Raw genomic sequence first — 12,743 nt, forward strand, 5'->3', positions numbered from 1 at the left:
TGTTCTTATTAGTGTTTTTTAACTAGCTTTGCATAATAGAAACCGTCACTTTCACCAGGCAGTAATTGCAGGCCAGGCATCGTTGGGGTGTCGTTTTCATGCAAAGGTATGTGTTCAGCACTTTGATTATTGGCAAGGAACTTAGCAACTTGTTGTTGGTTCTCTTGCGGTAATACTGAGCAGGTCGCGTAAACTAACGTACCACCTGGCTTAAGTAGAGGCCAGATGCTATTTAAGATATCGCCTTGTAAATTAGCCAGATCTTCGATATCAGATGCACGACGTAACCATTTAATATCAGGGTGACGACGGATCACGCCAGTAGCTGAACAAGGCACATCAAGCAAAATACGGTCAAATTGCTGCTCATCCCACCAGATGTGAGGTTGTGAAGCATCGGCACATTGTAAATCGGCAGCTAAACCAATACGCACTAAGTTTTGTTTAACGCGTTCTAGGCGCTCGCTGTCGCTATCAAGTGCTAATACGTCGGCATCAGCAAGCTCTAGGATATGGCACGTTTTACCACCTGGCGCTGCACACGCATCTAAAATGACATCATCATTTTGTGGATCTAAAAAGCGTGCTGCTAATTGTGCCGCAGCATCTTGAACTGAGCAGGCACCGGTATCAAATTCTGGCAGTGCGTATACATCACACGGTTTAGCTAGTTTAATACCATCAGGAAAATCAGCATTAAGGGTATGCTCAATATCATTTGCTTTAAGCATCTCGCTGTATTCTTGGGTGCTATATTGCGCTTGGTTTACACGTAACCACATAGGTGCTTGCAGCTGATTCGCTTCAAGGATTTCTTGCCAGTTATCAGGGTAAGCAGCGGTTACTTGTCTGATAAACCAACCTGGGTGGTTAAATTTGCAAACATGAATTTGCTTTGCTTTTTCTTCAAGCTCAACTTGTTCACGTTGGAAACTGCGTAAAATAGCGTTAATCAGGCCTTTTAAACCCAGTGCGCGCATTTGCTGAAGCGCATTAACCGTTTCGCTGATTGCTGCATGAGGCGGTACACGCATGTGTTGAAGTTGGTAAATACCCACATACAACAAGAACTGGAAAATACGGCGCTTACCTTTTAGTGGTTGATCTAAAAGTTGCTGACAATAATTTTCTAGGCTAGGTAAATAGCGCAGCACACCGTAGCAAATTTGTTGTAGTAGGGCTTTATCTTTCGGCGATAATCCTTGGCTTGCAAAAGGTAGTTCTTGATTTAGCGATGCACCTTTATCGACCACGTTATAGAGGGTTTCAGCAGCAAGTGCTCTTACATTACTCATTGCTTTGACCTAATACTGAGCCAGGTTCAACCCAATCACTGCGACCATTTAAAAAGTCAGTAACAGCCATTGGTTTTTTACCTTGTGGTTGAAGAAGGGTGATTTTAAGTGCATCTTGCCCACAGCCAACGGTAATACCTTGCTTATCAGCAGCAATGATTTTACCGGCTTGTGCAGTTTGCGATACAACTTCGGCTTGCCAAATTTTTACCGTTTGTCCTGCCATTTCAGTAAAGCAAACAGGCCATGGATTAAAGGCACGGATATTACGCTCAATTTGCGCAGCATCCATTGACCAATCAATATTGGCTTCGTCTTTTGATAGCTTCTTGGCGTAATTTGCTTGTGCGTCATCTTGCTTTTCTGGGGTGATTTCACCTGCAGCAAGACGATTGATTGTACTGATCAGTGCATCAGGACCCAGTGCAGCTAATTTATCGTATAAAGAGCTACTGGTTTCTGTGCTATCAATCGGGCAACGGCTGATATGCAGCATATCGCCGGTATCTAAGCCTTCATCCATTTGCATTATTGTTACACCGGTTTCATTGTCACCAGCCCAAATAGCACGTTGGATCGGTGCAGCACCACGCCAGCGCGGTAAAATAGAGCCATGCACGTTTAAGCAGCCTAAGCGCGGTGCATCTAAAATCGCTTTTGGTAACAGTAAGCCGTACGCCACCACAATCATAATATCGGCGTTCAGGCTGGTAAGCTCTGCAAATGCTTCATCTGATTTTAGTGATTGCGGTTGAAATACAGGTAAATCATGAGCAAGTGCCAGTTCTTTAACTTCACTGGCTTTTAGCTTTTTACCTCGGCCCGCTGGTCGATCCGGTTGGCTATATACACCAACAACTTCGTGCTCTGAGTCAATCAGTGCTTGTAAATGGCGCGCAGCGAAATCCGGCGTACCAGCAAAAATAATGCGTAATGGTTGTGTCACAGATATTCCTATTGATTAACTTATGATTTAGCAGCCAGCTTAGCTTCTTTTTCAAGCTTTTTACGGATACGTTGGCGCTTTAAAGGCGATAGATAATCAATAAATAGGGTGCCTTTAAGGTGATCAAGCTCATGCTGAATACAAATCGCTAATAGCTCGTCAGCGTCAAGGCTAAACTCTTCACCGTTTTCATTAAGCGCTTTAACAGTAACTGTTTCTGCGCGGTCAACTTTTGCGTATGAGTAAGGAACAGATAAACAGCCTTCTTCACTCACAGTTGAACCATCTTTTTTGGTGATTTCTGGGTTGATTAACACTAACGGTTGGTCGCGCTCTTCAGATACGTCGATCACCACAATTCGCTGGTGGATATCTACTTGCGTCGCTGCTAAGCCGATACCGTTTTCGTCATACATAGTTTCAAGCATGTCTTTGACGATTTGACGAACTTCATCGTTTACTTCTGGTACTTCTTTCGCGATTGTACGTAAACGCTCATCCGGAAATCTCAAAACTTCTAACCTAGCCATAGTTACCTTTTACACTTGTGATTCATTTAGGGTATTGTATGCTCTTATTTTAGCCATTCGTGTTCACCTTTAACAGGTTTTGGTCGATAATAATCTAAAAACAACTCAAGGAAGCCAAATGAGATACCCACTAGTTGCGGCTTTGTTAGCCATTAGCTGTGCTTTTCCGGTAGCTGCTGATGTTTTAACAATTAAAAAAGATGCACCAAAACAATATGTTGTCAAAAAAGGCGATACGCTTTGGGATATCTCGGGCGTGTATCTTGATGAACCTTGGCAATGGCCTGATTTATGGCAAATGAACCCGCAAATTGCGAATCCGCATTTAATATACCCGGGTGATGCGCTCACTTTAATTTACGATAAAGACGGAAATCCTCGTTTAGTTAAAAATGCGCGTTATAAAAAACTCTCTCCAGAAGGGCGAATTACACCAAAAGGCAAGCAAGCAGTGCCGACGTTGCCTTTGGAGTTGCTGCGCCCATATTTGAGTTATGAGCAAGCGATTAGCGCCGATGTTATTGCACAAAAACCATATATTTTGGGTGCCAGTGTTAATACCAAAATGAATACTATGGGCCATACGCTTTACGTTAAAGGTGACTTAACACTTAACGAAGCTTATGGCGTATACCGTAAAGGCAATGATCTTGTTGATCCAAATACCAATGAAGTACTAGCGAATAAAGCGGAATTAGTGGCGATTGTTCGCGCATTTAGAAGCGGTGACGTAGAAAACGGCGTACCTGCCTCAGTTAAAGTTGAACTGGTAAAACAAGAAATTAAGCCGCATGACTTTTTAATGCCGGCGATGGAAGGGCAAATGTTGCCAGCCTATTTCACTATGAAACGCCCTGAAGCTACTTTAGATGGCACTATTATCGCCGCAGCTAATGAAATGCGTGAATTTAGTACCATGGACATTGTTGTACTAAACTTAGGTTCAGACCAAGTGAAACCAGGTTTTGTACTTGATATTCAGCGTCAATCACCTGAAGTGTATGACGGCCGCAATGGTCCGCGTTACCGCGAAGATTCAAACAGTCTTGAGAAATTCATGACTGATGCAAATGATGTGTTAGGAATTGAAAGCGACGAAGACAGTAATGTATGGCACATGCCAAAGGAAAAAGTCGGTGAGTTAATGGTGTTTAAGGTATATGACAACGTTAGCTATGCATTGATTGTTAAGAATCAGCACCCGATCCGAGTTGGAGATTATGCAGTTATAAACTAACTCACAATTTGGGCGCTCTAAGGAGGGAGCATGGCACAGGTTTCAGGCAAGCTATCCCATTGGCTTGCCTTTTATTTATGTAAAGGGCTTGGAATAAAAAGCCTTATTGCATTAAGTCAAAGACAGCCACTGGATGAGCTATTTAAGCTATCTAGTTTAGAGCTTCAGCAACTGGGTTTATCACAAAGCCAAGCCGATAACTTAGTTAATACTGACTGGCAGTTAGTAGCCCACTACCAAGAATTAATAGCAAGACTTAAAATCAAAGTCATAAGCTATTTTGATAGCAGCTATCCGCCTTTACTCAAACAAATAGCCAGTGCACCTATCTTATTATTTTGTTTAGGTAATACGGATCTACTACTGTCACCGCAAATAGCAATTGTCGGTAGCCGTAATGCAACACCGACAGGGCTTGAAGTCGCTGCTGAGTTTGCCCATCAACTTTCTGCTGTTGGCATGACGGTGACATCAGGTATGGCTATGGGAATTGATGGTGCAGCCCATAAAGGCGCATTAGCAGGGTCAGGCAATACGATTGCCGTACTTGGTACGGGTATCGATATTGCTTATCCAAAACGCCATCGCTTACTCATTAAACAGGTTGCTGAGCGGGGCTTGTTGGTTTCTGAGTTCTTACCGGGAACGGCTGCTAATGCCGCTAATTTTCCGCGCCGAAACCGCATTATCTCTGGGTTGTCATTAGGTGTATTGATTGTCGAAGCGCAAATTAAAAGTGGCTCATTGGTGACAGTGCGCTATGCGCTTGAGCAAAATAAAGAGGTGTTTGCCGTGCCGGGTTCGATAAAAAGCCCACTATCAGAGGCAAGCCATTTTTTAATTAAGCAAGGCGCTAAATTGACAGAAAATATTACTGATATTCTTGATGAAGTGAGCTTTTTCTGTGAAAACAGTCTATATAGTATAGAACAGCCTATTGCAGATGAACCCGACTGCCCAGTGTTCAAAAGTATAGGGTATGAGGTAACAAGTGTTGATCAAATAACACAGCGCAGCCAATTACCTGTAGACGAAGTACAAGCTCGGTTACTCGACCTAGAGCTCGCAGATAAAATCGAACGAGTACTAGATGGTTATATAAGACTAGGAGGACATAAACATGTTTGACATCCTCATGTATCTTTTTGAAAACTATATCCATAGTGAAGCTGAAATCTTTACTGAAGAGAACGAACTTACCGATGAGTTGGTTCGTGCTGGCTTCAATAAACCTGAAATCTACAAAGCCCTTGATTGGCTAGAGCAACTTGCTGACTTACAACAAAGCGATATCTACCCGTACCTTAATGCCCAACCACAACATGCTATGCGTATTTACACTGATAGTGAATGCCAAATGTTAAGTGTTGAGTGTCGCGGCTTTTTAATGTTTATCGAGCAAATAGGTGTAATTAACACCGTAACTCGCGAAATGGTGATAGATAGGCTTTGTGCTCTAGATAAACCATTTATTTCTTTGGAAGATCTAAAGTGGGTAGTGCTTATGGTGTTATTTAATGTACCAGGGTCAGAGCAAGCTTACGCACAAATGGAAGACTTAATATTTGACGAGCCAGCCGATGTATTACATTAATTCGACTTTGCTTGTATCTTTGTTGAGTTTGGGTATATTAGGCGAAAATTAGCCAACCCCAAAGGAATCTTATGAGTAAAATCGACCATTCTCTTTTTTCTGCAGATAAACATGCACTCGAAAAAGAGTATGAGGTTTGCCCTAAATGCGGTTCTGAATTGGTTATGCGCAACTCAAAGTCAGGGCCGTTCTTAGGCTGTGCCAGTTACCCAAAGTGTGACTTTATCCGCCCATTAGCTCATCACGATAGCCAACAAATAAAAGTACTCGAAGACAGTGCCTGCCCAGAGTGTGGTAAGCCATTAGTAATTAAAAATGGCCGCTACGGTATGTTTATTGGGTGTACCGGCTATCCTGAGTGCCATTACATTGCTCATGATGAAGAGCCTGACGATGCCCCTCAATTACCTGCTTGCCCTAAATGCAAAAAAGGCCAGCTGGTTGCGCGTAATAATAAGTTTGGCAAAACCTTTTATTCTTGTGATGGCTATCCGCGTTGTAAATATACCCTTAATCACAAACCTGTGGCGACTGAGTGCCCGGCCTGCCAGTGGCCAATTATGACCGAAAAGAAAACAGCTTCAGGTGTTGTGTTACAATGCCCGCAGAAGTCGTGTATGCATAAGTTAGTCGAATCTTAATGCACTTGTAATTTGTTTATTTAGGAGAGTTTCTTTGTCTGATCCTGTTGCACAACCAGCCAATGCAATTGACGCTTTGCAGCAAGGCGGTGTAATTGTTTACCCAACCGAAGCTGTTTTTGGTCTTGGTTGCGATCCTGATAACCAAGCTGCGGTTGAAAAGCTTTTAGCCATCAAACAACGCCCTGTAGAAAAAGGCTTAATTTTAATTGCTGACAATTATGGCCAGTTATTAAAGTATGTAGATGATGCCAAAATCCCGATGGATAAACGTGCTGATATCTTTTCACAATGGCCAGGTGCTATCACTTGGGTGATGCCAGCAGCAAAAGAAACGCCAAAGTGGCTAACAGGCCAGTTTGATACTATTGCGGTACGTGTTACTGATCATCCAACGGTAAAAGCCCTGTGTCAGCAATTTGGTAAGCCGTTGGTTTCAACAAGTGCAAACTTAACCGGTCAAGAAACTGTAATGACTATCGTACAAGCGAAAAGCGAATTTGCAGACACAGTAGATTTTTATGTTGATGAGCCGTTAGGTGGCAACAGCCAACCAAGTGTGATTAAAGACGCAGCGACCGGTAAAGTATTTAGAGGATAAACATGCAAAGCGAGCTACTCGAACAAGTTAAAACCTATTTAATGGCCTTACAAGATACAATTTGTCAGGGCCTTGAAAATGCTGACGGCAAAGCAAAATTTGTTGAAGACAATTGGCAACGTGCAGAAGGCGGTGGTGGTCGTACTCGTGTTATCCAAGGTGGTAATGTCATCGAACAGGGTGGGGTAAACTACTCGCATGTATTTGGCGCGTCAATGCCAGCATCAGCAACAGCACATCGTCCAGAGCTCGCTGGTCGTAGCTTTCATGCATGTGGTGTGTCATTAGTGATCCATCCTAATAATCCACATATTCCAACTAGCCATGCCAATGTCCGTTTCTTTATTGCCGAAAAAGAAGGCGAAGAGCCAATTTGGTGGTTTGGTGGTGGTTTTGATTTAACCCCTTATTACCCTGTTTTTGCAGATGTACAACATTGGCATCAGGTGGCTAGCGATTTATGTCAGCCATTCGGTGCAGAGGTTTATGATAAATATAAAAACTGGTGTGATGATTACTTTTATCTAAAACACCGCAGTGAAACACGTGGTGTTGGTGGCTTATTCTTTGATGATTTAAATGAGCTTGGCTTTGAACAAAGCTTTGCCTTTATGCAGGCGGTAGGAAATGGCTATTTAGATGCTTACCTTCCTATAATTGAGCGCCGCAAAGACACGCCAACAACCGATCAGCAACGCGACTTTCAATTGTATCGTCGTGGTCGTTATGTTGAGTTTAATCTTGTTTGGGACCGCGGCACATTATTTGGCTTACAAACGGGTGGCCGTACTGAGTCTATTTTAATGTCGATGCCACCATTAGCTCGTTGGGAATATAACTATGTACCTGCTGCAGATAGCCCAGAAGCTAAGCTGTATCAGTACTATTTACGCCCGCAAGATTGGTTAAATAGCAAAGAGTCTGATTTAGTTGCACGCCAGTGGCAGCTTTAATCGAGTATTGAAACCACTCGAACCAACATTGTGTTGTCACCCTCTACGAGGGTGGCAACACTGTCACTGCTTGGCAGCTCTGCCAAGACACTAAATAGCACTTCTGCTTTTAATATCTTTAGCTTATCAGGTGTTGTATCAATGGGGGCGCTAACCTGTGTTAAGCATTGACTGATATCACAGGCATAGAAATCAAGTTTCACCTCAAAATATTCAGGGTGCTGAATAAGCTTATCAAAACCACCAACAATACTTTGTTCATACTTATCGCTTTGTGATGTTTTATCTTGGCTGAGAAGAGATTGAGCAATCTGTTGAATATCATCATGAAAAATATATTCATTAACAGTGCTTAGTTGATCAGCCGTATTGTTAACGCTGTGCTGATAGGTAAATAATAGCGCCGCAATAATTCCAATACAGACTAAAAGAGTTGTTATAAATTTCATTTAAACATCCTTATTTACTATGAAATGCATATAACAACTCTAGCAGTTGCACGAAAAGCGCGCAATTTAGCTTAATTTAAAGCGTCTTACTTGCTCATCCAGTGAACGAGCTAACGACAACAGCTCTTCACTGACTTTTTGGTTTTCATGGGCATCGACTAATGAGTGCTCGGCATTGTCACTAATTGCGATAACACTTTGGTTAATTTCTTCAGCCGCGAGGTTTTGCTGTTCAGTAGCATCAGCAATTTGCACGTTAAGTTGGTTTATCTCACTCATTTGTGAAGAAATATCACGTAATGCTTTAGCTACTTGCTTAACTTGCACAGCTCTTTCGTCTGCTTCTTCGCAAGAGTTATTCATGGTATTAACTGTTTGTGCCGCTTCACTTTGTAGCTTGTCGATAGTGCGGCGAATTTCGTCGGTTGAGTCATGGGTGCGGGTCGCTAAAGTACGTACTTCATCGGCTACCACAGCAAAGCCTCGGCCAGCTTCACCAGCACGAGCCGCCTCAATGGCTGCATTAAGTGCAAGTAAGTTTGTTTGTTCGGCAATGCTACTGATCACCTCGAGTACTTTACCAACGTCTAACGTTTGGGTTTGCAGTTGACTTACTTGCTCGGCAGCTGCTCTAACATCTGCCGCAAGTTGATTAATACTTTGCTCAGTGTGCTCAGCAACATGTAAGCTTTGTTGTGCAAGTTGATTACTGTGCTCTGACTTTTCAGATGCAAAATGGGTGGTGTTTTTAACTTCGCTTGATGAGCTTTCTAGTTCATTGATGGCGGCAGCGACCGAATCTGTCCCTTGCTTTTGCTTTAAGATCGCTTGCTCGGTTGCATCCGCTGAGGCATAAATGCTTTCGGCAGAGTGGATCAATACCTTAGAAGAATGAGAAACTTGAGCAATATTATCTTTAAACGCACCAATCATGTGATTAAAGCTGGTGGCAAGAGAGCTAAGCTCGTCATTATTACTGTCATCTACCGTGAGGCTTAAATCTTTATTGGTGGTTGCCAAGTGCATAGTATGGCTAATGACTTTTAAGCGTTTGATGAAAATTTTTCTAAACATCACTGCTAGTAGTGAGAAAGCCGAAATGAAAATGGCCGCTAATAGTAGCGTATTCATTAAGGTGTTTTGCGATACTTCTTGCTCAATATCAGCCAACGAATAACTAATTTTTACTACACCTAACACATCGCCTTCTTGTGCTTGATGGCAGCCTAAACAGTTTGTTCCTTTATAGTCACTGCGAGCAAACATAGGTTTTAGATAAGTCATCGTACTATTTTGATTATCAATAAATAGTGCTTCAGTGCCTGTTAGTGCTTTTCGCTCAGCATCGTTAGTCGCAACTTGGTTGGCATTTCCAGGCCCATAAATTTTATTAACGATTGGACTACGAATGATATGGGCGTCTTCAATATTAGGATGGCTTCTTAATTTAGTACTTAGAATTTCGCGATTAGCCATAGTGCCAGTTAGCATCATGGTGTTAATAGAATCGAAGTAATTATCGGCAAGCAGTTTTATGTTGCTTTCAACGGTATCTCTTGCTAATTCATGTTGTTGCTGGGCACTACTAAATATACTGGCAAATAATACCAATACGCCTGTTAGTGCTAACAAGGCATAAATTTTAAATTGGATAGACTTCATTCGACGACGCTTTTTCTAAATTAAGGAAAATTTATTATCTTTATTTAGAAAAAGCGTACATTGATATAGCGCAAAGCTTAGTTAGTTTTGATTGATCATATGGCTGGCGAGTTGCGATAACGACTGTCTCAACCCTTCGCGAAGTAGTGGGTTATCAATCTCGATATCAAGCGTTTTATTCATACAATGCATCCATTGGTCACGTAAGTCTTGATCAATAGGGAAAGGCATGTGACGCTTTCTTAGCATTGGGTGACCATATTTTTCAACGAATAGGTCAGGACCGCCCAGCCAGCCAGATAAAAACTCAAAGAAGACTTGGCGAATTCTATCTAAAGGCTGAGGATGCATATCATATAATGGTTTGGCGTATTCATCTGTGGCCATTATGTCGTAAAATCGATTTGCAATTGCTCGAGCTCCTGCTTCACCGCCAATAATTTCGTAAGGTGTTTTTTCTGGGGTAGGTGTTTCAGGCGTTGGTTTCGATTTAGAAAAAAGTCGTTTAATCATAATATTAATAAAGCTCTACAGGGCGAAGAGGTTGCTTCACTATGGACAAATACGCGGTTTTTGGAAATCCAATAAAACATTCGAAATCACCCGCAATACACGCACAATTTGCTGCATCATTAAACGAGCAAATACAATACAGCGCCATTTTAGCACCAACAGATGCATTTGAAAAAACTGTCGCTGAGTTTTTCGCTGCTGGTGGTAAAGGGGCTAATGTCACTTTGCCGTTTAAAGAGCAAGCGTTTGCCATGGTCGATGAACTAACAGAGCAAGCGAAAATTGCCGGAGCCGTAAATACTATTAAACAGCTTGAAGATGGCAGTCTACTGGGTGATAACACCGATGGTGTAGGACTTGTTAAAGATCTTTTAGCTAATAATGTCACCTTAAAAGGGCGGCGAGTTCTTCTTATTGGCGCCGGTGGTGCAGCGCGAGGTGTCATTCAGCCATTATTGAATGAGCATATCGAAAGCTTAACAATAGCCAACCGTACCGCCGAAAAAGCAAAGGCACTAGCGAGTCATTTTAATGGTGAAATAGATGTACAGGGCTTTGCTTTAAATGATATCCCAGCAAACAACTATGATGTGGTGATTAATTCAACCTCAAGTAGTGTAACTGGAGACCTGCCGGGTATAGCTGAAGACCATGTTGCTACGTGTCAGTGCGCTTACGATATGTTTTACGCCAATGACGATACCGCATTTATCAGTTGGGTTAAGTCGATTAACCCAACATGTTTAACACTCGATGGTTGTGGCATGCTAGTTGGCCAAGCAGCACAAGCTTATTTTGTATGGCGCAATAAAATGCCAGAAATTATTCCCGTTGTTACCGCGCTTAAAGCAGGAGAAATTACGTGAATCAAGCTATCCAATTTATAGACAGACTCGAATTGAAGCCTGAAGAAAAGCAGTTGGTATTCTTCGCACAAGTAAGTGGCTTGATGGTGGAGTGTGTTATTGATACCAGCAAGTATGATTTTGCAGATCAAAGCAGTGCGGTTAATTACTTTGAATCTTATCGTTTCGATTACGAAGAGCTCGCCGAGCAACTGATCGAAGATGAGCAGTATAACTCGGCAGGACAAATTGAATTAACCGAAGTGTTTTAGCCTTCAGCTAAGTATTCATCTTTAAGCTGAACATAATTATCAGCAGAGATTTTTAAAAAGGCGCGCTCTTGCTCTGTTAAAGGGCGAGCCTGTTTAACAGGGCTACCTACATAGAGGTAACCAGACTCTAAACGCTTGTTAGGTGGTACCAGTGAACCACCACCAATGATCACATCATCTTCAACAACTGCGTTATCCATTACTATTGCGCCCATACCAACAAGTATACGATTACCAAGTTGGCAGCCATGTAGCATAACTTTATGACCAACAGTGACATCATCACCAATAATAAGAGGGTAGCCATCGGGGTTTGACTTAGAGGCACGAGTTAAATGTAAAACACTGCCGTCTTGAATGTTCGTACGTTCACCAATACGTATATAGTTAACATCGCCTCGCGCAGCAACAAGAGGCCATACACTTGAATCTTTACCAAGCGATATATCACCCACTAAAACCGATGACTCATCAATATAAACACTATTATCGTATGTCGGAGTGATCCCTTTATAAGAACGGATAGTCATAAATTCACCTTTTAATTTTAAAATGCGCTCAGTCTAGTGTAACAGCGAAGCAAATAAATACACCAAAACAGGCCTAAATTGACTGCAAAACACCCAGTTTTAGGGTGTTTAGTTCAAAAGCTGAGCGAACAGTAAGTTTTTTTAAATTTTATTGAAAAAAGTGCTTGCGTAAAAAATCCATCTCCCTATAATGCGACCCCACTGACACGGCGGGCAGCAACGAAAGGCGCTGAACAACGTAGCAGAGAGTTAAGTGAAACTTGGGTTTCAAATAATCGAAAGAAAGTTTGAAATTAAGTGTTGACTCGAAAAATTAAGGGTGTATTATACGCATCCCTAGCGACAACGTCGCAACGTTCTTTAACAATATAAAGCAATCATCTGTGTGGGCACTCGTACAGATTGAGTTCTAACAGCGAAGCTTAGTTTACTAAGTAACGCAAACAAATTTAGAGTCTCAAATGTAACTGAGTGACTTCATAGTCAATTCGATATCGAAAGGTATCAAAATCAGAATTCATTGAGCATGGTTTGAAGTTTACTTCAAACAAAAAACTTTTAATTGAAGAGTTTGATCATGGCTCAGATTGAACGCTGGCGGCAGGCCTAACACATGCAAGTCGAGCGGAAACGAAGAGGTGCTTGCACCTCTGGCGTCGAGCGGCGGACGGGTGA

Annotated in this window: 15 protein-coding genes and 1 rRNA gene; 9 read left to right on the plus strand and 7 right to left on the minus strand. The window is 42.1% G+C overall.

The window, feature by feature from the left end; translation table 11 throughout:
* Positions 1–8: 8 nt before the first annotated feature.
* Genes rsmB through def form a run of 3 tightly spaced genes read right to left on the minus strand, consistent with a single transcriptional unit; the run spans position 9 to position 2,771 of the window.
* Positions 9–1,295, minus strand: coding sequence for a 16S rRNA (cytosine(967)-C(5))-methyltransferase RsmB (gene rsmB, locus ABMY41_RS11405; protein ID WP_349274686.1), 1,287 nt, complete (start codon positions 1,293–1,295; stop codon positions 9–11).
* Positions 1,288–2,241, minus strand: coding sequence for a methionyl-tRNA formyltransferase (gene fmt / locus ABMY41_RS11410; protein WP_349274687.1), 954 nt, complete (start codon positions 2,239–2,241; stop codon positions 1,288–1,290). The genes rsmB and fmt overlap by 8 nt, the downstream gene beginning before the upstream one ends.
* Before the next feature lie 20 nt (positions 2,242–2,261).
* A complete protein-coding gene (def, locus tag ABMY41_RS11415) occupies positions 2,262–2,771 on the minus strand; it encodes a peptide deformylase (RefSeq protein WP_054554770.1) in 510 nt (169 codons plus the stop codon).
* 118 nt (positions 2,772–2,889) lie between these two features.
* On the opposite strand from def, the gene ABMY41_RS11420 reads away from it, so the two are divergent.
* The 6 genes from ABMY41_RS11420 (at position 2,890) to hemF (ending at position 7,797) form a co-directional block, all read left to right on the plus strand.
* Positions 2,890–4,008, plus strand: coding sequence for a LysM peptidoglycan-binding domain-containing protein (locus ABMY41_RS11420; protein ID WP_054563778.1), 1,119 nt, complete (start codon positions 2,890–2,892; stop codon positions 4,006–4,008).
* A 30-nt stretch (positions 4,009–4,038) separates the two neighbouring features.
* Entirely contained in the window at positions 4,039–5,136 is a 1,098-nt protein-coding gene (dprA, locus tag ABMY41_RS11425) for a DNA-processing protein DprA (RefSeq protein WP_175083303.1), read from the plus strand.
* The gene (locus ABMY41_RS11430; protein ID WP_054563780.1) at positions 5,129–5,602 is read left to right on the plus strand and encodes a DUF494 family protein; all 474 of its coding nucleotides are present in this window, start codon (positions 5,129–5,131) and stop codon (positions 5,600–5,602) included. Before dprA ends, ABMY41_RS11430 begins: the two co-directional genes overlap by 8 nt.
* Positions 5,603–5,673: 71 nt before the next feature.
* Entirely contained in the window at positions 5,674–6,243 is a 570-nt protein-coding gene (locus ABMY41_RS11435) for a type I DNA topoisomerase (RefSeq protein ID WP_058583687.1), read from the plus strand.
* Positions 6,244–6,277: 34 nt separating this feature from the next.
* Positions 6,278–6,844, plus strand: a complete 567-nt coding sequence (locus ABMY41_RS11440) for an L-threonylcarbamoyladenylate synthase (RefSeq protein WP_252949306.1) — start codon at positions 6,278–6,280, stop codon at positions 6,842–6,844.
* Positions 6,845–6,846: 2 nt separating this feature from the next.
* On the plus strand, positions 6,847–7,797 hold the full coding sequence (hemF, locus tag ABMY41_RS11445; RefSeq protein ID WP_349274688.1) for an oxygen-dependent coproporphyrinogen oxidase: 951 nt from the start codon (positions 6,847–6,849) through the stop codon (positions 7,795–7,797).
* Here the strand turns inward: hemF and ABMY41_RS11450 are convergent.
* From ABMY41_RS11450 to ABMY41_RS11460, 3 genes are all read right to left on the minus strand, one after another.
* Positions 7,794–8,246, minus strand: a complete 453-nt coding sequence (locus ABMY41_RS11450) for a hypothetical protein (RefSeq protein WP_175083305.1) — start codon at positions 8,244–8,246, stop codon at positions 7,794–7,796. The genes hemF and ABMY41_RS11450 overlap by 4 nt on opposite strands.
* Before the next feature lie 66 nt (positions 8,247–8,312).
* Entirely contained in the window at positions 8,313–9,908 is a 1,596-nt protein-coding gene (locus ABMY41_RS11455) for a methyl-accepting chemotaxis protein (protein WP_175080901.1), read from the minus strand.
* Between the two features lie 81 nt (positions 9,909–9,989).
* Complete coding sequence (locus tag ABMY41_RS11460; protein WP_054554758.1) at positions 9,990–10,421, minus strand: group II truncated hemoglobin; 432 nt, start codon at positions 10,419–10,421, stop codon at positions 9,990–9,992.
* A 41-nt stretch (positions 10,422–10,462) separates the two neighbouring features.
* Between ABMY41_RS11460 and aroE the strand changes: the two genes are divergently transcribed.
* Both aroE and ABMY41_RS11470 read left to right on the plus strand, forming a co-directional pair.
* Positions 10,463–11,287, plus strand: coding sequence for a shikimate dehydrogenase (gene aroE / locus ABMY41_RS11465; RefSeq protein WP_349274689.1), 825 nt, complete (start codon positions 10,463–10,465; stop codon positions 11,285–11,287).
* The gene (locus tag ABMY41_RS11470; protein WP_175080899.1) at positions 11,284–11,538 is read left to right on the plus strand and encodes a DUF1488 domain-containing protein; all 255 of its coding nucleotides are present in this window, start codon (positions 11,284–11,286) and stop codon (positions 11,536–11,538) included. The genes aroE and ABMY41_RS11470 overlap by 4 nt, the downstream gene beginning before the upstream one ends.
* On the opposite strand, the gene ABMY41_RS11475 is transcribed toward ABMY41_RS11470, so the two are convergent.
* Entirely contained in the window at positions 11,535–12,068 is a 534-nt protein-coding gene (locus ABMY41_RS11475; protein ID WP_058583694.1) for a gamma carbonic anhydrase family protein, read from the minus strand. The two genes, ABMY41_RS11470 and ABMY41_RS11475, sit on opposite strands and share 4 nt — an antisense overlap.
* Before the next feature lie 559 nt (positions 12,069–12,627).
* On the opposite strand from ABMY41_RS11475, the gene ABMY41_RS11480 reads away from it, so the two are divergent.
* A 16S ribosomal RNA gene (locus tag ABMY41_RS11480) occupies positions 12,628–12,743 on the plus strand; the annotation flags it as partial.

Origin of the sequence: Pseudoalteromonas sp. BZA4, assembly GCF_040104395.1 — a bacterium.
GTDB lineage: Bacteria > Pseudomonadota > Gammaproteobacteria > Enterobacterales > Alteromonadaceae > Pseudoalteromonas.